This window comes from Paragemmobacter ruber, assembly GCF_009908315.1.
In the GTDB taxonomy this organism is placed as follows: Bacteria; Pseudomonadota; Alphaproteobacteria; order Rhodobacterales; family Rhodobacteraceae; genus Paragemmobacter; species Paragemmobacter ruber.
In genome coordinates this window covers 815,870-835,427 of record NZ_JAAATW010000001.1, presented here as the reverse complement: position 1 = coordinate 835,427, position 19,558 = coordinate 815,870, and the positions used below count along the sequence as shown (strand labels likewise).

Below are 19,558 nucleotides of genomic sequence, written 5' to 3'. Positions count from 1 at the left end.
ACCGCCCTAGGCCATGTGTCGCAGGAAATGCCGCAGCACCCGTTCCAGTTTTGCCGCACCCAAGGGGGCCATGGCCTTGGTGTGTTCGTGGCTGATCTTCTCGTCCGACAGGCCCGCCGCCATGTTGGTGATGGTGGAAATCGCCGCCACCCGCAGGCCAAGGAAGCGCGCAAGGATCACCTCCGGCACGGTGGACATGCCCACCGCATCGCCCCCCAGCACGCGGATCGCGCGGATCTCGGCTGGTGTCTCGAAGGACGGGCCGGAATACCACGCATACACGCCCTCGGGCAGGGCCACGCCCTCTGCCTCGGCGCTGGCCTTCAGGGCCGCGCGCAGGGTGGGGTCATGAGCATCCCCCATCGGCACGAACCGCGCATCCGTGCGTTCCCCGATCAGGGGGTTCAGCCCGGAAAAGTTGATGTGATCCGACAACAGCATCAGATCGCCGGGCGCGATATCCGCCCGCAGGCTGCCCGCCGCATTGGTGGCAATCAGGCTGTCGGCCCCCAGCGCGCGCAGCAGTTCCAGCGCCGGGCGCATCGCCGCCGGGTTGCCGTTCTCATAGTAATGCTCGCGCGCGCCGAACACCGCCACGCGCACCCCTTCCAGATCACCGATCACAAGGTTCGGGTTATGCCCCGACACGCCCGCATGGGGAAATCCCGGCAGATCGGCGTAAGGGATTGCCACCCCCTCCACCGCGCCCGCCAGATGCCCCAGCCCGGACCCCAGGATCAGCCCCATCCGCACCGGCGCCGCGCCCGCGCGGGCGCGCACCAGATCGGCCAGCGCGGCAATATCGGCCTCAGCGTTCCTTGACATAGGGCTCGCCTCCTGCGCGCGGCGGAATGGCCTTGCCGACGAAACCCGCCAGTACCAGCACGGTCAGAACATAGGGCAGCGCATCGAGGAAGGGCACCGGCACCTTCACCTGCACCACCGCCTCTACCACGTCGGGCCGCAGCGCCAGCGCTTGGAAGAACCCGAACAGAAGGCAGGCCCACAGCGCCGCCACCGGGCGCCACTTGGCAAAGATCAGCGCCGCCAGCGCGATATAGCCCCGCCCTGCCGTCATCTCGCGCCCGAACCCGGCCTGCAGCGCGGTCGCCATATAGGCGCCCGCCAACCCGCAGAGGATGCCGGTGATCGCCACCGCGGCAAAGCGCAGGCCGACAACGGAAATCCCCGCCGTATCCACCGCCGCCGGGTTTTCCCCCACCGCCCGCAGCCGCAGCCCGAACCGCGTGCGGTACAGCACCCACCATGTCAGCGGCACCGTCGCCAGCGCCACATAAACCAGCAGGGGATGGCCCGAGATCACCTCGTAATACAGCGGCCCTAGCACCGGCACGCCCTGCAGTTCTTCCGCAAAGGGCAGGGTGATGGAAGAGAACCGCGCCTCCCCCGCAAGGGGTGGCGTCCGCCCCCCTTGCCCGAACAGCCGCTGCGCGATCAGCACCGTGATGCCCGACGCCACGAAATTCAGCGCCACGCCCGAGATCAGCTGATTGCCCCGGAAGGTGATCGACGCGATCCCGTGCAGCCCCGCCATCAGAAGCGACGCCAGCATCCCGGCCAGCAATCCCACCCAGACCGACCCCGTCAGGAACGCGACCGAGGCCGAGGCCATCGCCGCCATCAGCATCTTGCCTTCCAGCCCGATGTCGAAAATCCCCGCGCGTTCCGAATAAAGCCCCGCCAGACAGGCAAACAGCAACGGCGTGGCCAGACGCAGCGTGGTGTCCAGCAGTTGCAAAAGCGTTGCGTAATCCATCACGCAGCCCCCTTCGCCATCCGGCCCGCCCGGAACAGGTTGAAGATCCGGGTCAGCAGCATCCGCACCATCACATCCAGCGCCCCGGTGAACAGGATCACCAGACCCTGCACCACCGTCCGCATCTCGATGGGGATCTTCGTCCACAGGCCCAGTTCCGCGCCCCCCTGAAACAGGAACCCGAACAAGAGCGCCGCCAGCACCACCCCCACCGGATGGTTCCGCCCCATCAGCGCAACCGCGATCCCGATGAACCCGGCCCCCGAGGCCGAATTCTGCAGAAGCCGCTCCGCCTCGCCCATCACGTTGTTGATGGCCATCATGCCCGCCAGCCCGCCGGAAATCAGCATCGCCACCATGATGATGGTGAAGGGGCTGATCCCGGCATATCTGGCCGCCGCCTCGGATTTGCCGAAGGCGCGGATCGCATAGCCCAGCCGCGTGCGCCACAACAGCAGCCACACCACCACCGCCATGCCCAGCGCGATCAGCAGCGTCACATTGGCCGGCACGTTCGAGGTGAAGAACAGGTTGAATACGGGTAGCTCGTTCAGCGTGGGCAGGCGCGTGGCTTCAGGGAAGTTCGCCGTCGCCGGGTCCATCTGCCCGGCCGGGCGCAGCACATCCACCAGCAGGAAGATCAGAAGCGCCGCCGCGATATAGTTGAACATGATCGTGGTGATCACGATATGGCTGCCCCGCCGCGCCTGCAGATAGGCCGGGATCGCCGCCCAGGCCGCCCCGAACAGAGCCGCCGCGCAGGTGGCCCCGATCAGCGCCAGCGTCCAATGCGGCCACGGCAGGAACAGGCAGCACAGCGCCACGCCAAGCCCGCCCAGTTGCGCCTGCCCCTCCCCCCCGATGTTGAAGAGGCTGGCATGGAACGCCACGGTCACGGCCAGCCCGGTAAAGATGAAGCTGGTCGCGTAATATAGCGTATAGCCCCAGCCATAGCTGTCCATGATCGACCCCTGGACCATCACCGTGATGGCCTCCCACGGGTCCTGCCCGATCGCAAGGATCACCAGCGCGGCGATCACGGCGGCCAGCAAAAGGCTCACCAGCGGCACAAGGGCCACATCGGCCCATCTCGGCAAGCGTTCCATCACGCGGCCTCCCCCTTGCTGCCCTCGGCGATCCCCGCCATCAGCAGGCCCAACTCCCGCTCATCCGTCGTCTCGGGGTCGCGCAGGCCCATGATGCGCCCGTCGAACATCACCGCCACCCGATCCGAAAGACTGCGGATCTCGTCCAGTTCGACCGACACCAGCAAGATCGCCTTGCCCTGATCGCGCAGGGCCACGATCTGCTTGTGGATGAACTCGATCGCCCCGATATCCACGCCCCGCGTCGGCTGGCCGATCAAGAGCAGGTCGGGGTTCCGCTCGATCTCGCGCGCGACCACGATCTTCTGCTGGTTCCCGCCCGAGAAATTCTTGGCCGCCAGCGTGGGGATCGGCGGGCGCACGTCGAAGGTGGCCATCTTCCGCTCGGTATCCGCGCGCAGCGCGTCATTGTCCATGAACAGGGCGTTCTTCTGATATTCCGGCGCGTCGTGATAGCCGAAGGCCACATTCTCCCACGCCGCGAAATCCATGATCAGGCCCAGCGCCTGCCGGTCCTCGGGTACATGGGCGATGCCCGCCTTGCGCCGCGACCGCCCATCCGCCCCTGCGCCCGACAGGGGCAACTCCGCCCCGTTCAGCGTGATCCGCCCCGTGGCGGCGGCGATGCCCCCCAAGGCCTCCAGCAGTTCCGACTGCCCGTTCCCGGCCACGCCCGCGATGCCAAGGATCTCGCCCGCCCGGATCTCGAAGCTCACGCCCTTCAGGCGCTCCACCCCATGCTCATCCCTGACACGCAGATCGTCTACCTTCAGCACCACCGCGCCCGGCGTCGCTGGCGCCTTTTCCACCTCCAGCAGGACCTTGCGCCCCACCATCAGCTCGGCCAGTTCCTCGGGGCTGCTCTCGCTCGTCTTGACCGTTCCCACCATCGTGCCGCGCCGCATCACGCTCACATTGTCGGTGGTCTCCATGATCTCGCGCAGCTTGTGGGTGATCAGGATCACCGTCTTGCCCTGATCGCGCAGCCCTTTCAGGATGCGGAACAGATGGTCCGCCTCAGCGGGGGTCAGCACGCCCGTGGGTTCATCAAGGATCAGGATATCCGCCTGCCGGTACAGCGCCTTCAGGATCTCCACCCGCTGCTGGTGGCCCACCGACAGATCCTCGATCACCGCGTCCGGGTCCACGTCCAGCTCATATTCGCGGGAAAGGTCCGTCAGCACACGCCGCGCCTTCGACAGCGACCCTGCCAGAAGCGCCCCCTCTTCCGCGCCGAGGACCACATTCTCCAGCACGGTGAAATTCTGCACCAGCTTGAAGTGCTGAAACACCATCCCGATCCCGGCACGGATCGCGCTCTGGCTGTCGGGGATGGCGGTCGGCTTGCCATTGATGAAGATCTCGCCCGAATCGGCGCGGTAGAACCCGTAAAGGATCGACATCAGGGTGGATTTCCCCGCCCCGTTCTCGCCGATGATCCCGTGGATCGTGCCCTTGGGCACGGCAATGTGGATGTCCTTGTTGGCCTGCACCGGACCGAAGGCCTTGGAAATGCCCTTCAATTCGATGGCGTAACGCGCATCCGCCCCAACTGACGCCATGACGATTCCCCTGTTCCCTCGCCCGTCTTGCTGCGGGGTCGGTGCTTGCAAAGATGCCGCGCCAATCGCTTGGCGCGGCATCCCTTCCTGTCAGATCAGCCGATCAGAACGTCGCCGCCGGGCAGGTGTTGTCGGACATGTAGTCATGCACGACAATCTCGCCCGCCTTGATCTTCTCGGCCGCCGCATCCACCGTGGCCTGCATCTCGGCCGTCACGAGGGATGCGTTGTTCTCATCCATCGCATAGCCCACGCCGTCATTGGCCAGACCCATCACGTTGATGCCGGGGGTCAGGGCTTCGCCTTCCTTGAAGGCCTCATACACCGCGTTGTCCACGCGCTTGAGCATGGAGGTCAGGACCGAACCGGGGTGCATGTAGTTCTGGTTGCTGTCCACGCCGATCGACAGGATGCCCTCGTCGGCCGCCGCCTGCAGCACGCCCACGCCCGTGCCGCCCGCGGCGGCATAGATCACGTCCGCGCCTTGGGCCTTCTGGCCCTTTGCCAGTTCCGCGCCCTTCACCGGATCGTTCCACGCCGCCGGCGTGGTGCCGGTCATGTTCAGCACGATCGTCGCATCCGGATTCACGGCCTTCACGCCCTGCGCATAGCCGCAGCCGAACTTGCGGATCAGCGGAATGTCCATCCCGCCGATGAAGCCCACCGTCCCGGTCTTCGACGCCAGCGCCGCCATCATGCCCACGAGATAGGACCCTTCATGTTCGTTGAACACGACGGATTTCACGTTGGGCTGTTCCACCACCATGTCGATGATCGCGAACTTGGTGTCGGGGAAATCCGGCGCGACCTTGGCCAGCACGTCGCCAAAGGCAAAGCCCGTCATCACCACCGGGTTCGAACCCGCCTCGGCCAGACGGCGCAGCGCCTGTTCGCGCTGGGCCTCGTCCTGCATCTCCAGCTCCTTGTAGGTGCCGCCCGTCTCCTGCGCCCAGCGCTCGGCCCCGTTGAAGGCCGCCTCGTTGAAGGATTTGTCGAACTTGCCGCCAAGGTCGAAGATGATGGCCGGCTCGGCCGCAACTGCGCCCGCCGTCAGCGCCAGCGTGGCCGCCGCGCCGAGGAAATGCTTCATCAGGGTCATCGTAATCTCCCGGTTGTCGTTATGGGTCGTTTCTGGCCGCCGCTTACCCCTTTGACAAGGCCCGCCTTGCCCGGGGTCCGGGACACATCGCGCTAGTTTAGGGCGGATTCCCGAAACCGGGTCAACACCTCTTTGCGAGGGCGGGATGCCGGATTTTATCTTCCGATCAAAATTCTGGCGGCTGACGTCGCGGAAATGCGGGGTCCTGCCGGATCGCCCCTGCGCTACAACGCGCGCGTCAGTACCAGCGCATCGCTGCGCTGCCCGTCAGGCCCCGCGTAATAGCCCCGCCGCCGCCCGGATTCGACAAATCCCGCCGACTGATACAGCCGCAGCGCGGCCGCGTTGCCCGCCGCCACCTCAAGAAAGGCCTGCTGCGACGCCCGCAGCCGTGCCTGATACAGGAATCGCGCCACCAGCTTGCGCCCCAGACCGCGCCGCCGCGCCTCTGGCGCGACAGCGAGGGTCAGCAATTCCGCCTCGCCCGCCACCGCACGGCCCAGAAGAAACCCCGCATCCCCCTCAACCAGCAGGAAGGCAAGCGGATCGGCAAGCAGCGCCGCAAACTCCGCCGCCGCCCAAGGGCGCGGCGTGGTGAAGCACCGCGCATGCAGCGCGGCCAGCGCCTCAGGCGTCATGGCAGGATGACTGGGGGCGGATCGGCGGGCGGCGCCGCATCGGCACCCCGCAGATAGAACGGGGCAGGGCGCGGCAGCGCCCCGCCCTGCCGCCCCTCCTGACGCCCCCCCTGCCGCCCTGCCGCGATCCGCACGATGGCATGATGCAGCGGCAGCGCCGGGGGCAGCGCCCCCGCGCCCGCCGCCGATCCCGTCACCGCGCCCGTAGGATGGGCGATATCGCCCATCCTACACAGGGCCGCCTCCCCCGCCCCATCCGATGTAAAGGCCTGCACATAGACCTCGCCCCGCCGCGCATCCTCGATCACCGTCACCGGGCGCGGCAGGCCATGGGCCAGCGCCTCCAAACGCGTCACGCCGATGGCTGGCACATGGAGCGACAGCGCCAACCCCCGCGCCGCCGCCACCGCGATGCGCACACCCGTGAAATTCCCCGGCCCCGTGCCCACCGCCACGGCTGTCAGGTCGGCCCAGGCCATCCCAGCCTCGGCCAGCACGGCCTCCAGCATCGGCATCAGACGCTCTGCCTGGCCCTTCTCCATCGCCTCGAACCGTTCCGCGACGATCCGGCCGCCCGACAGCAAAGCGGCCGCGCAATGCGCGGCCGATGTGTCAAACCCAAGGATGACAGGATCAGGCCGCAACAGGCCGGACCTCCAGCACCTCGGGGATGTAGTGACGCAACAGGTTCTCGATCCCCATCTTCAGCGTCAGCGTGCTGGACGGGCAGCCCGCGCAGGCGCCCTGCATGTGCAGGTAGACCACGCCCCGGTCAAAGCCGTGAAACGTGATGTCCCCGCCATCCTGCGCTACGGCAGGCCGCACGCGGGTATCCAGCAACTCCTTGATCTGGCGCACGATATCGCCATCTTCGCCGGTGTGCTCGGCATGGCCGCCCGCCGCGCCTTCGCCCTCGATCACCGCCGCGCCGGATTGGTAGTGCTCCATGATCGCACCCAGGATGGCGGGCTTCACATGATCCCATTCCACCCCTTCGACCTTGGTCACCGTCACGAAATCGGTGCCGAAGAACACGCCCGCCACCCCGCCGGTGGCAAAGATGCGCCGGGCCAGCGGCGACTTCTGCGCCGCTTCCGCGCTGGGAAAATCCGCCGTGCCCAGTTCCAGCACGGTCTGGCCCGGCAGGAATTTCAGCGTTGCAGGATTGGGGGTGGATTCGGTCTGGATGAACATGGTGCCACCTCCGGGGGGCTTGTCCGACAATTCCTATCGGATATGCGCCTTGGCCCCGGCAGTGTCAAGTTTGGAACTGTTCTAATCCGGCTTCACGGCCCCCAATACGCATACATCTGCGCCAGCACCGCACGGCAGCGCAGCGGATGGGTGGCCCGCCGCATCAGTTGGCGCAGCGGCGCAGGCAGGGCGATCGGATAGGGGCGCGTCGTGACGACGCGGCTCGGCAAAGGCGAGACAGGGCGCATGGTCATGCTCCGTGTTCAGTCCTCCCGCCCGCCATGATGGCAAAGAGGCGCGCCCTTGTCACCGATTCTCGCTGCAGTGCAGCATTCTCAGGTGATGGCCTCCAGCCGTTCCTTCGACATGTCGCCCGGAACGATGGTGATCGGGATGGGCAGGTTCCCGGAATTCCGGCTCATCTGCGTGACCAGCGGCCCCGGCCCTGATTTCTCGGTCCCCGCACCAAGCACGAGCACCCCGATCTCGGCATCCTCCTTCACCTGCGCCAGAATCTCCGTCACCGGATCCCCCTCGCGGATCACCAGCTCCGGGTTGATCCCCTGCCGGTCACGCATCCATTTGGCAAAGACCTCGAAATGCGCCTCGATCCGCTCGCGCGCCTCGGCCCGCATCAGATCGGCGACACCCATCCAGTGCTGGAACTCTTCCGGCGGGATGATCGACAGGATCGTCACCCCCCCGCCGGTATGCGCCGCCCGCAGCGCGGCAAAGCGCATCGCGTTCAGACATTCGCGCGTGTCATCCAGAATGACGAGGAATTTCCGCATATTCTACCCCCAGACCCCGATCATAGGCCGCGCCCCAAGCCCCGCGCAAGGGAGCGGTTTCTGTAGCAGAAACCGCGCCGGAGTTTGACGCAAACTCCGGACCTCCACCGTCGGGACACGGAATTTGCGTCAAATTCCGTCGCGAAATCTGCGTCAGATTTCGCCCCCCTCACAGCCCCTGCGACGCCGCCCAATCCATGTACAGCCCGCGCATCCGCTCGGTCACCGCGCGCGTGCGGTATTCTGTTCCGTCAAAGGCGCGCACCGACGTGACCTTGGCGAAATTCCCCGACAGGAACACTTCATCCGCTCGGTGGGCATCGTCAAAGGTCAGCACGGTTTCATGCACCTCGATCCCCGCCGCCCGGGCATTGGCGATATGGCGCGCCCGCGTGATCCCAGCAAGGAAGGTCCCGTTGGGGATGGGCGTGAACAGCGCGCCATCCTTCACCAGAAACACATTCGCCGTGGCACTTTCGGCCAGATTGCCCATCGCATCGGCCACCAGCGCATTGCCAAAGCCCTTCGCCTTGGCCTCCACCAGCATCCGCGCGTTGTTGGGGTACAGACACCCCGCCTTGGCGTTGCAGACATTGTCCTCCAGCACCGGGCGGCGGAACCGCGTCCGCGTTACCGTCGTCTGGAAATTCGCAGGCGGCATCGCCACCTGTTCGAGCGATATGGCAAAGCCCGTCTTCCCCTCGGCCGGGGCGACGCCCAGATCGGACCCGTCGATCGCCCAGTACATCGGCCGGATATAGACCGCCGCGCCCGGGGCATAGGCGCGCAACCCCTCGCGGATCAGCGCCTCCATCTCATCCGCCGCCATCGTCGGCGTGATCATCAGCGCCCGCGCGCTTTCATTCACCCGCGCGCAATGGCGCGCCAGATCCGGCACCCGGCCGTCAAACATCCGCGCCCCGTCGAACACGGATGACCCCTGCCAGATCCCGTGATCGGCGGCGCGCATCACGGCGATGTCGCCGTCATGCCAGCGCCCTTCGAAATAGGTGCGGATATTGGTGCCGATGGTCATGCCTGCCTCCGTTCTGCGGGGCCGACTAAACCATCCCGCCCCGGCAGATGCCAGACCTCACGCCAGCACGGGCAGCCGCGCCATCACCTCTGCCGCATCCGCCAGATCCGCGAAATCCGCCGCCAGATGCGCCATCGTCACGTCAAAGATCACGCGCGCGGACAACCCCGCCTCGGGCAGGTCGAACCCGATGACCGCATCCCGCACCACCGTCATGGCGAAACCGAGATCCGCCCCGCCCCGCACCGTCGTGTTCACGCAGAACCCGGCCACCGCGCCCACAACGACCAGCGCGCCGATCCCCCGCGCCCGCAGATGCGCCTCGAGCCCCGTGCCGACAAAACCCGAAGACCCCGCCTTCACGAACACAGCCTCGCCCGCCTCTGCCTCGGCGCAGGCCATCGGCGGATAGAACGGGCTTTCGGGATGCAGCGCCGCCCCCGCCTGATCCGATGCGTGGCGCACATGCACCACGGGCCGCCCGGCATGCCGGAAGGCGGCGGCCAATCGCAGGATCCGATCCGGCGCCTCCGGGTTCACGCAATCCCGCCCCGCCGCGATCCGCCGCTCCATCTCGCGCTGCATGTCGATGATGAGCAGCGCCGCACCCTCGGCCATCACGCCACCTCCAATAGCCCCCGGCCCTTCAGCAGCGCCTCCACCCCCGGCATCCGGCCCCGAAAGCGGGTATACAGGACCTCCGCCTCCTCCGATCCGCCCGCGCTCAGGATATGGCGCTCCAGCCGCGCCGCGACCTCCGGGTGGAACGGATCTCCCGCTTCCTCGAAGGCGGCGAAGGCATCGGCATCCATCACCTCCGACCACATGTAGGAATAATACCCCGCCGAATACCCATCGCCGGAAAACACATGGGCGAAATGCGGGGTCGCATGCCGCATCCGGATCGCGCGCGGCATCCCCAGCCCCTCCAGCACCTCATCCTGCATGGCCATCGGATCGGCGGGCGCCGCCCCCTCGTGGAAGGCCAGATCGACAAGGGCAGAGGCCACGAATTCCACCGTGGCGAAACCCTGATCATAGGTCCCCGCCGTCAAGAGCCGCGTCCGCATATCCACGGGCATCGGCGCGCCGGTCTGCCAGTGCCGGGCATATTTCTCCAGCACGGCAGGCACCTCCAGCCAGTGCTCATAAAGCTGGCTCGGCAGTTCCACGAAATCCCGCGCCACGCTGGTGCCCGAGATGAACCCATGCGTCACATCCGACAGCATCTGATGCAGCGCGTGGCCGAACTCATGAAACAGCGTCCGCGCGTCATCCCAGGACAGAAGCGCAGGCTCGCCCTTGGCGAAGTTGCACACATTCACCACGATGGGCCGTTGCTCGCCGCCCAGCTTGCGCTGCGACCGCATCGCCGAACACCACGCGCCCGACCGTTTCGACGCACGCGCGAAATAATCGCCCAAGAAAACGGCCACATGCCGCCCGGCCCGCGTCACCTCCCATCCCCGCACGTCCGGGTGGTAGAACGGCCCGGCAATCTCGCGGAACTCCAGCCCGAACAGGCGGCTGGCACAGCCGAACATCGCCCCCAGCATCGCCTCAAGCCCGAGGTAAGGCTTCAGCGCCGCCTCATCCAGATCATGCTCCGCCATGCGCCGCTTCTCGGAATAATAGCGCCAGTCCCACGGCTCCAGGGGCCCGGCGATGCCATCCGCCCGCAGCATCCCCTCCAGCGCGCCCGCATCCGCCGCCGCCTTCCGCTTCGCCGGCGCCCAGACCCGCATCAGCAGGTCGCGCACCGCCTCCGGCGTCTTGGCCATCTCGGGCTCCAGCTTGAAGGCCGCGAAACTGGGATAGCCCAGCAGCTTCGCCCGCTCCTCCCGCAGCGCAAGGATCTCGGCCGCTACCGCACGGTTATCCGTCTCACCGCCATTGGCGCCCCGCGCGACCCAGGCCTCATAGGCCACCCGCCGCAGATCGCGCCGGGGCGAGAATTGCAGGAACGGCACGATCAGTGATCGGCTCAGCGTCAGCACCGGGCCGTTCTGCCCCCGCTCGCGCCCCGCCGCCCGCGCGGCATCCACCACGAAATCCGGCAGCCCCTCCAGATCCTCCTCGGCCAGCTGCATGAACCACGCCCGCTCATCGGCCAGCAGGTTCTGCCCGAACTGCGTGCCCAGCACCGCCAGCCGCGCCTTCACCTCCGTCAGCCGCGCCGCCGCCGCGCCCTCCAGCTCGGCGCCCGACCGCACGAACATCCGCCGGTAGAGCGTCAGTACCCGCATCTCCTCGGGCTCCAGCCCCAACCCATCGCGCGCCGCCCACAGCGCCTCGATCCGCGCAAACAGCCGCTTGTTGTTCGTGATCTCGGATGCAAAGGCGCTCATCTTCGGCGCCAGTTCCCGCATCAGCGCCTCGCGCGCCTCGGTGCTGTCGGCCCCCGCCAGATTGTAGAACACCCCCGACACCCGGTCCAACGCCCCCTCGGCCAATTCCAGCGCGGCGATCGTGTTGGCATAGGTGGGCGCCGCGGCCTGATCCGCGATCCCGGCAATCGCCGCCCGCGCCTCGGACAGCGCCACCTCGAAGGCCGGGCCGAAATCCGCGTCCCGGATCGCGGCAAAGGGCGGCAGGCCAAACTCGGCGGTCCAGGGGGCAAGCAGGGGATTGGTCATGCGATAATGTCTCCTTTGGCCCCAAAGCTAGGCAGGGCAGGGGGCCGCGTCCACCCCTCTCTCCAAACTGTGCCTTCGGGCTTCATCTTGGCAAAAATACCCCGGGGGTCCGGGGGCTGGCCCCCGGTTCTGCCCGATGTTCCGCTCAGTGTTCCGCCTAGCGTTCCATCCGCGCCTTCAGCCGCCGCTCCAGCCGCCGCATCAGCAGGCTCAACCCGATGGTCATGGTCAGATATAGCAGCGCCGCCACGTTGTAGGTCTCGAAATACTTGAAATTCCCCGCCGCCGTCACCTTGGCCAGTTGCGTGATATCCCCCACGCCCAGCACGCTCACCAGCGAGCTGTCCTTCACCATCGCCACGAAATCATTGCCCAGAGGCGGCAGGATCATGCGGAACGCCTGCGGGAAGGTGATATGGCGGAACCTCTGCCACCCGTTCAGGCCCAGCGCCTTTGCCGCCTCCACCTGCCCCTCGTCCACCGCCTGCAGCCCGGCGCGAAAGATCTCGGCCAGAAAGGCCGCATAGGCCAGCACAAGCGCCAGCACCGCCCGCCACAGCAGCGGGAAATCCCGCGTCCGCAGCGGATCGAACCCCAAAGGCTCCGCCACCGCATTCCAGCCCGCCACCACCAGCGGCGACAGGACAAAGGCCACGTAAAGCAGCAGCACGATGATCGGGATGCCCCGCATCACCTCGATATAGAACCGGCAAACCTGCCGCAGGATCAGAAACCGCGACAGGCACCCCACCGCCAGCGCCAGCCCCAGCAGGCAGGCCCCCGCATAGGCCACCACCGACACCGTCACCGTGATGACCACGCCCTTCGACAGCGTCGCCAACACCGCCGCATAATCGGCATTGGCCAGCACTTCGTAAAACAGCCACAGCCCCAGCCCGACCACGAGCAGAAGCCACCACGGAAAATCCTTCTCCGGCCCGGGGTTCGGTATCATGCGAAAGGCCCCGGCATCGTCGCCGGGGCCCCCGTCTCAGCAACAGTCAGGATCATTCGCCCATCTTGTAGTCTAGGAACCATTTGGTGTTCAGCGCCTCCAGCGTGCCATCCGCCTTCAGGCTGGCGATCGCGGCATTCATCGGCGCCACCAGATCCGAACCCTTGGGGAAGATGAAGCCGAAATCCTCGGCCCCCAGCGGCGCGCTGATGATCTTCAACGCGCCGTTCGACCCGTTCACATAGCCATTCGCCGCCGTGCTGTCCGACAGGACCAGATCCACATCGCCCGTCCGCAGCGCCTCCAGCCCCGCGCCGAAGGTTTCGAATTTCACGATCCGCGCGTTTTCTTCATTGCCGTCCAGCACCTCATAGACGCCCACATAAAAGGGCGTCGTCCCCGGCTGCGCCGCCATCAGCAATTCGGGATCGGCGGCAAAGCTTGCCGCATCGGTGAAGCGCGTCTCGTCGCTGCGCACCATCATCAGCATTTCCGACCGCATGTAGGGATCGCTGAAATCCACCGCTTCCTTGCGGTCGTCCCGGATCGTGATCCCGGTCATGCCCATGTCGAACTGCCCTTCCGACACGGCCGGGATCATCGCATCCCAAGAGATCGTCTCGTACCGCACCGTGATGTTCAGCCGCTTGGCAATCTCGGCCATGGCATCATATTCCCAGCCGATCGCCGCGCCGTCCTGGTCCAGAAACTGCAGCGGCGGATAGGCGTTCTCCGTCACCACCACGACCTCGCGCCCGCCCAGATCCGGCAGGTCCTGCGCAAAGCCGGGCGCCGTCAGGCCAAGGGCCAAGGTCAGCCCCACCGTCCACCCCGCCATCCACGATTTCACCGTCATCGGTGTTCTCCACATTGGCTCATCATTCTGGCCGCAGACTATGCGGCGCGGCCCCGATCCTGTCCAGAGAAGGGGCCACCGATTTCGCACCCCTGACGGGTGAATTCTCACCCAAGCGCAGGCGCCTGCGACAAACGGCACCCCTGCGTAAATCCTACCCGGCCCCACCCTGCACGGCCCCCGCGCGGCGGCGGTAATGCGCGGCCAGACAGGCCCGCGCCACCCCGGCCTGCAACGCCCGCCCATGCAGTGCGCCATAGTCCGACGCCCGCAGATCGGGCGCCACCCAGATCGCCCCCGCCTCCGGCTCGACCGAGATCAGCCCCAGATCGAACAGCCGATGCACATCCCGCCGCAGCAGCAAGCCGTTCGCCGCCGAATCCCGGTCTCGTTCCGTCTCGGCAAAGGGGATGATATGCGCAGCCTCCAGCGCCTCGGCCACCGCGCAGCCCGTCATGCAGCAGCGCGCCCCGTGCCGCGCCAGCAGCCCCGCCCGGAACCGCCCCTGATCCGGCCTCTGCCGGATCATCCCCATGCGGAATTCGGCAAAGGTCCGCTCCATCACCATGGGCGCCTCCGCGATCATGCGGGACAGGCGCCGTTCCTCCCGCGCGAACGCATGGCCCGCCCCGCGCTGCGGGGATACTGGCCCGCTGTCCCGGCCCCAGTCCGCGATCTCTGCCACTGTCCCGCGCCCGATCACCCGCTTGGGCGATCCGGTTGCCCTCTGATGCCACGCCCGCGGCGCTGGCCCCCAATCCACATCCAGCCGCCCCACCTCATCGCGCAAGACATCCAGCCAAGACTGATCCGCCGCCTCTGCCGCCTCACCCGCGATGCGATAATCCCGCAGCCAGACGCGCGGCAGGCGCAGCCCGTCCCAGGTCCACCGCCCGTGCAACTGCGTCACCCCCACGAACCGCGCGGAGAATCCCGCCCCGGGCAGGCGCGGCCCGGGCAGGAAATGCGCCACCTGTTCCGGGTTCTGGCGGAACGGCGAATTCCCTGCCGACTGGATCGACGCGAAACTCAGGAAATGGTCCGGGCTTTCCAGCCACGCCGCCAACCCCCGCGCATCATGGCGCAGCAGCTTGACCCGCTTCGGATCAAGCCCCGCCCTGCGCAGCATCTCGACAAAGGTCTCGCCCATCCGCCCTACCCCGCTCCGAACGGGGATTGAGACTTCGTTTAGCTTAAGATTTCGTTTACACGCCCGCATCCCGGGGTGGGCCGCACGGCCCCAGCGTCATGGTTAACGCAAGTTTTTCCCCCCGCGCGGGCATACGCCTGTCTGCACGCGTGGCGGCACGCGTCCCTGCACCCCCGCTATCCCGTGCCGGTCGCCATTAAGGCTGCGTTCTCAACCCCTTGCGCCGCAGACCGGGCAATCCGCCCGGCGCGCGACCCCGATCACCCGCGTCTCGGCATAAAGCGCGTCGTGGATCATCAGCCGCCCCCGCAGGCCTTCGCCCGCATCTGTGATCTGCTTGACCGCTTCCGTCGCCATCATCGCGCCGATCACGCCGGGCAGGGGCGCGGCTACCCCGGCCTCGGCGCAGCTGGGCACCATGCCGGGGGCGGGGCGGGTGGGGAACACACATTCATAGCACGGCCCCCCCCGCGCTGGATCGAACAGCGAAAGCTGCCCCTCCCATTGCGTGATCGCGCCGGAAATCAACGGCTTGCCCGCCTCGACCGCCAGCCGGTTCACCATATAGCGGGTGTCGAAATTGTCAGTCCCGTCAAGGATAAGGTCATAGTCGGCAAACAGCGCCCGCGCCGTGGCCTCGTCCAGCCGCCGGTTATAGGGGCGCAGCGCGATGAACGGGTTCAGCGCCCGCAGCGCGATTTCCGCCGAAAATACCTTGGGCATCCCGATCCGCTGGTCGGCGTGGATGATCTGGCGCTGCAGGTTCGACCCGTCCACCATATCGTCATCGACAAAGCCCAGCGTGCCCACCCCCGCCCCCGCGAGATAGAACAGCGCGGGCGACCCAAGGCCCCCGGCCCCGATCACCAAGACCTTGGCATCCTTCAGCTTTCTCTGCCCCGGCCCGCCGATCTCGCGCAGCATGATATGCCGGGCATAGCGGTCCAGCTCCGCCGGGCGGAACGCGCCAGAAGGCGCCTCTGCCACAGCCGGGCTCGCCCGCGCGCGCAGCCGCCGCAACATCACCCGATAGGCCAGCGCCAAGGCCGCGATGAACCCCAGCGCCACCCATCCCTGCGGCTCGCCCCCCGTCGCCTCGCGCAGCGGATGCCCCTGCGGGAGCGCCAGATGCAGCCCCACCACCGCCGCCCACAAAAGCGCCAGCATCGTGAACCGCACCGAGGCAGGCACCTTCATCAGCGCCCCGATCCCCCAGAGCGCCCCCGCCATCGCAAGGACAAGGATCATCTCGTCCCCGTCGAGCCGAACCCGCCCTCGCCCCGCGCCGTTTCCGTAAGGCTGTCAACCACCTGAAATTCCACCTGAATCACCGGGGCTACGATCATCTGCGCCACCCTGTCGCCATGCCCGATCACATAGGGCGCATCCCCGAGGTTGACCAGCGCCACGCCCAGGGGGCCGCGATAATCGCTGTCGATGGTGCCGGGCGTGTTGGGCAGGGTGATCCCGTGCTTCAACGCGAGGCCCGACCGGGGCCGGATCTGCATCTCGAACCCGCGCGGAATCTCCACCCGCAGGCCGGTGGGCACGATCGCCCGCTGCATCGGCGCCAGCGTAAAGCCCGCCGCCCGCTGTTCGGCCGGCAGATTGGCCCGCAGGTCCGCCCCCGCCGCCCCCGGGGTTTCATAGGCCGGCAGACCCAGCGCGCGGTCCGCCCAGTCCTCCCACAGGATCTTCAGCACCGGCGTCATTCATCCCTCCTTCACCCAAGAATTTTTCGAAAATTCTTGCAAAATTCTTCGAAGAATTTTGACGTCACGCCAGCGCCCCGGCAATCCGCAGGGCCAGCCGCCGCGCCACCTCATCCTTCGGCAGGCGCGGCCAAGGCTCCGCCCCAGTGGCCGAGATCAGCGTGATCGCGTTCTCGGCCCCGCCCATGATCCCGGTTCCGGGCGATACGTCATTCGCTACGATCCAGTCACACCCCTTGCGCGCCAGCTTGGCCTGCGCATGGGCCAGCACGTCATCGGTTTCCGCCGCGAACCCCACCACAAGCCGGGGGCGCCGATCGGGCGATTGCGCGACCGATTTCAGGATATCGGGGTTTTCCGCAAAGCGCAGCGACGGCGCCGCCGCCCCGGCCACCTTCTTGATCTTGCTATGCGATTCCTCGGCCACCCGCCAATCGGCCACCGCCGCCGCCATCACGGCGGCATCCGCGGGCAGCGCGGCCTCGACCGCCGCCAGCATCTCGCGCGCGGTGTCCACACGCACCACCTGCACACCCTGCGGGGGCGGCACGCTGGCAGGCCCGGTCACGAAGGTCACCCGCGCGCCCAGATCGCGCAAGGCCGCCGCCACGGCCGTGCCCTGCGCGCCGGATGACCGGTTGGCGATATAGCGCACCGGATCAATCGGTTCATGCGTCGGCCCCGACGTCACCAGCACATGCTTGCCCATGAGCGGCCCCGCCGCCAGCGCGCCCCGGATCGCGTCGAGGATCGCCGCGGGTTCCGCCATCCGCCCCGGCCCGTATTCGCCGCAGGCCATTTCGCCCTCATCCGGGCCGACAAGGCGCACGCCATCCCCCCGCAGCGTTGCGATGTTGCGCTGCGTCGCCGGGTGCTGCCACATCCGCACGTTCATCGCAGGCGCCACCATCACCGGCGTGTCGGTCGCCAAGAGCAGGGTAGAGGCCAGATCATCCGCCCGCCCCTGCGCTATCTTGGCCATTAGATCCGCCGTCGCGGGTGCCACCACCAGCAGGTCAGCCACGCGCGACAACTGGATATGGCCCATCTCGGCCTCATCCGTCAGATCGAAGAGCTGCGTATAGACCTTTTCCCCCGCCAGCGCCGAAACGGAAAGCGGCGTCACGAACTCTGCCCCCGCCCGCGTCAGCACGGGCGTCACCGCCGCGCCCTCCTTGCGCAAGAGCCGGATCAGTTCCAACGCCTTGTAGGCGGCGATGCCGCCCCCGATGATCAGAAGGATGCGCTTGTCGGCCAGCATCGGAAGGCTCCGCTTGTCCCGTTCCCCTTGGTGTAGGGGGGTGGGCGCGCAAACTCAACCGGGCATCACCCTGCAGGATATCACCCTTCAGTCGAACCGAAGGCCGCGCAGGGATCGCCCCTGTCGGCCACGCCTTCCGTCACGATCCACAGGTGATGCGGCGGGCGGCCCGTGGGCACCCGCTCCAGCTGCCCGATGGAAAGGACCGTCACACCCGGCTGCGCCTGCCGGATCAGCGCAGGCACGCCCACATCGGTGCGCGCATGTTCCACCCCGGTGATCACCGCCACCGGCCCGCCCGTTTCCGCCAGCGCCTTCAGCGCCGCCTGCGCCAGCACCGCATCGCGCAGGCGCTGCGCCTCCACCATGCCGCCCATCGCCTCGGCCGGCAGGGCATAGCAATGCGCGGCCAAAAGGTCGGCCTCCCTCTCGGCCTGCACGGCATCGGGATAGGGCGTGGTCAGGCCATAGCGCGCGGCCTCCTGCCCGAAGGCCGCCGCCGCCCCGTCGCGCAGCGCCATCGTCACGATGGACCGCGGCACATCCCCCGCATAGATTCGCGCGCCGGGCGATGCGGTGAACAGCGGATGATACATCGCGAAATCCGGCCAGCCCCGCGCCTCCCATTCCGTCGCGGCCTCTACCGCTGCGGCATCGGTCAGGTCCTCGGGCAGGGCGGCCACATGCTGAGGTTGCAGCATCTCGAACACCACGGCGGCGGGTTCAATCGCCCGCAGCGCGCGCGCCTGATGGCGGTGATGGGCGGGGTTGTCATGCACCTCGCCCAGCACGACCACATCCACATCAGGCAGGGAGTCGAGCGCCTCCGGCCCGATCTCGCGCGCTGCTGCCGCCCCGCACAGGCACAGCGACAGCACGGCAGGAACCAGGCATCGCATCATGAAAGCAGCGACGCCACCTCGCGCGACTGCTGTTCAAGGCTGCGGCGCATCTTGGCAAAGGCCGCCGCTTCCAACTGACGCACCCGCTCTTTCGACAGGCCCAGCTCTTCGCCAAGGCTTTCCAGCGTGCGTGCCTCATCCTTCAGCTTGCGCTCGGCCACGATATAGCGTTCGCGCGGGTTCAGCGCCGCCATCGCCGTCACCAGCCAGCGGCGCAGCTGTTCGGCATCATGCGCCACTTCCACCGATTCCGCCGCCTGCGGGCCGTCATCTTCCAGCGCGTCGATCCATTCGCGCCCGTCCTCATCCGACGATTGCGCCGCGTTCAGCGAAAAGTCAGACCCCGACAGCCGCCCTTCCATCATCTCCACATCGGCCAGCGACACGCCGACTTCGGTCGCGACCAACTGGCGCAGCTGGAACTGATCCAGCGTCTCGCCCCGCTGGGCGGCCTCACGCTCCAGCTTGGCCTGCACGCGGCGCAGGTTGAAGAACAGCGCCTTCTGGCTGCTGGTGGATCCGGTCCGCACCATCGACCAGTTCCGCATCACGTAATCCTGAATGGATGCCTTGATCCACCACACCGCATAGGTGGAGAACCGCACCCCGCGATCGGGATCGAACTTGTCCGCCGCCTTCATCAGGCCAAGGCTCGCCTCCTGGATCAGGTCATTCATCGGCGCGCCATAGCGCCGGAACTTGGCCGCCATGCTGATCGCCAGCCGCATATAGGCCGTCACCAGCCGATGCAGCGCCTGTTCGTCGCGCTGGTCGCGCCACGCATAGGCCAGCCGAAGCTCCGTCTCTGCATCCAGAAGTTCCGCCCGCATCGCTTGGCGGGACATCGTTTGGTCGTTATATCCGTCGAGCGCCATGATAAACC

The 19,558-nt window shown here is 67.2% G+C and carries 21 protein-coding genes; all 21 read right to left on the bottom strand.

Annotated features, from left to right (window positions below; all coding sequences use genetic code 11):
- Positions 1-6 precede the first annotated feature (6 nt).
- Positions 7-825 carry a purine-nucleoside phosphorylase gene (locus GU920_RS03990; RefSeq protein WP_161765656.1) on the bottom strand — a complete coding sequence of 273 codons (819 nt, stop codon included), beginning with the start codon at positions 823-825 and terminating at the stop codon, positions 7-9.
- Positions 809-1,777, bottom strand: coding sequence for an ABC transporter permease (locus GU920_RS03985; RefSeq protein ID WP_161765655.1), 969 nt, complete (start codon positions 1,775-1,777; stop codon positions 809-811). Before GU920_RS03985 ends, GU920_RS03990 begins: the two co-directional genes overlap by 17 nt.
- A complete protein-coding gene (locus GU920_RS03980) occupies positions 1,777-2,883 on the bottom strand; it encodes an ABC transporter permease (RefSeq protein WP_161765654.1) in 1,107 nt (368 codons plus the stop codon). The genes GU920_RS03985 and GU920_RS03980 overlap by 1 nt, the downstream gene beginning before the upstream one ends.
- Positions 2,883-4,445, bottom strand: coding sequence for an ABC transporter ATP-binding protein (locus GU920_RS03975; protein WP_161765653.1), 1,563 nt, complete (start codon positions 4,443-4,445; stop codon positions 2,883-2,885). The genes GU920_RS03980 and GU920_RS03975 overlap by 1 nt, the downstream gene beginning before the upstream one ends.
- A 103-nt stretch (positions 4,446-4,548) precedes the next feature.
- Positions 4,549-5,544: a BMP family lipoprotein gene (locus GU920_RS03970; protein ID WP_161765652.1), complete on the bottom strand. Its 996-nt coding sequence runs from the start codon at positions 5,542-5,544 to the stop codon at positions 4,549-4,551.
- Positions 5,545-5,768: 224 nt separating this feature from the next.
- Complete coding sequence (locus GU920_RS03965; RefSeq protein WP_161765651.1) at positions 5,769-6,182, bottom strand: GNAT family N-acetyltransferase; 414 nt, start codon at positions 6,180-6,182, stop codon at positions 5,769-5,771.
- Positions 6,179-6,826, bottom strand: a complete 648-nt coding sequence (gene tsaB, locus GU920_RS03960) for a tRNA (adenosine(37)-N6)-threonylcarbamoyltransferase complex dimerization subunit type 1 TsaB (protein ID WP_161765650.1) — start codon at positions 6,824-6,826, stop codon at positions 6,179-6,181. Before tsaB ends, GU920_RS03965 begins: the two co-directional genes overlap by 4 nt.
- The gene (locus tag GU920_RS03955) at positions 6,816-7,376 is read right to left on the bottom strand and encodes a NifU family protein (protein WP_161765649.1); all 561 of its coding nucleotides are present in this window, start codon (positions 7,374-7,376) and stop codon (positions 6,816-6,818) included. The genes tsaB and GU920_RS03955 overlap by 11 nt, the downstream gene beginning before the upstream one ends.
- A 92-nt stretch (positions 7,377-7,468) precedes the next feature.
- Positions 7,469-7,630: a hypothetical protein gene (locus GU920_RS03950; protein ID WP_161765648.1), complete on the bottom strand. Its 162-nt coding sequence runs from the start codon at positions 7,628-7,630 to the stop codon at positions 7,469-7,471.
- 81 nt (positions 7,631-7,711) lie between these two features.
- On the bottom strand, positions 7,712-8,167 hold the full coding sequence (locus GU920_RS03945; protein ID WP_161765647.1) for a universal stress protein: 456 nt from the start codon (positions 8,165-8,167) through the stop codon (positions 7,712-7,714).
- A 169-nt stretch (positions 8,168-8,336) separates the two neighbouring features.
- Entirely contained in the window at positions 8,337-9,203 is an 867-nt protein-coding gene (locus GU920_RS03940) for a branched-chain amino acid aminotransferase (protein ID WP_161765646.1), read from the bottom strand.
- Positions 9,204-9,260: 57 nt separating this feature from the next.
- Entirely contained in the window at positions 9,261-9,821 is a 561-nt protein-coding gene (locus GU920_RS03935) for an isochorismatase family protein (RefSeq protein ID WP_161765645.1), read from the bottom strand.
- The gene (locus GU920_RS03930) at positions 9,821-11,839 is read right to left on the bottom strand and encodes a M3 family metallopeptidase (RefSeq protein ID WP_161765644.1); all 2,019 of its coding nucleotides are present in this window, start codon (positions 11,837-11,839) and stop codon (positions 9,821-9,823) included. Before GU920_RS03930 ends, GU920_RS03935 begins: the two co-directional genes overlap by 1 nt.
- A gap of 157 nt (positions 11,840-11,996) precedes the next feature.
- Positions 11,997-12,794, bottom strand: coding sequence for an amino acid ABC transporter permease (locus GU920_RS03925; protein ID WP_161765643.1), 798 nt, complete (start codon positions 12,792-12,794; stop codon positions 11,997-11,999).
- Between the two features lie 52 nt (positions 12,795-12,846).
- Positions 12,847-13,632, bottom strand: coding sequence for a transporter substrate-binding domain-containing protein (locus GU920_RS03920; RefSeq protein ID WP_201744029.1), 786 nt, complete (start codon positions 13,630-13,632; stop codon positions 12,847-12,849).
- 172 nt (positions 13,633-13,804) lie between these two features.
- Positions 13,805-14,800, bottom strand: coding sequence for an HNH endonuclease (locus tag GU920_RS19290; protein ID WP_201743963.1), 996 nt, complete (start codon positions 14,798-14,800; stop codon positions 13,805-13,807).
- 210 nt (positions 14,801-15,010) lie between these two features.
- Complete coding sequence (locus GU920_RS03910; RefSeq protein ID WP_161765641.1) at positions 15,011-16,048, bottom strand: HesA/MoeB/ThiF family protein; 1,038 nt, start codon at positions 16,046-16,048, stop codon at positions 15,011-15,013.
- Positions 16,045-16,512 carry a dUTP diphosphatase gene (gene dut, locus GU920_RS03905; RefSeq protein ID WP_161765640.1) on the bottom strand — a complete coding sequence of 156 codons (468 nt, stop codon included), beginning with the start codon at positions 16,510-16,512 and terminating at the stop codon, positions 16,045-16,047. The genes GU920_RS03910 and dut overlap by 4 nt, the downstream gene beginning before the upstream one ends.
- Before the next feature lie 64 nt (positions 16,513-16,576).
- On the bottom strand, positions 16,577-17,773 hold the full coding sequence (gene coaBC, locus GU920_RS03900) for a bifunctional phosphopantothenoylcysteine decarboxylase/phosphopantothenate--cysteine ligase CoaBC (RefSeq protein WP_161765639.1): 1,197 nt from the start codon (positions 17,771-17,773) through the stop codon (positions 16,577-16,579).
- A gap of 80 nt (positions 17,774-17,853) precedes the next feature.
- Entirely contained in the window at positions 17,854-18,675 is an 822-nt protein-coding gene (locus GU920_RS03895; RefSeq protein WP_235933053.1) for a ChaN family lipoprotein, read from the bottom strand.
- Positions 18,672-19,550: an RNA polymerase factor sigma-32 gene (locus GU920_RS03890; RefSeq protein WP_161765638.1), complete on the bottom strand. Its 879-nt coding sequence runs from the start codon at positions 19,548-19,550 to the stop codon at positions 18,672-18,674. Before GU920_RS03890 ends, GU920_RS03895 begins: the two co-directional genes overlap by 4 nt.
- Between the last annotated feature and the right edge of the window lie 8 nt (positions 19,551-19,558).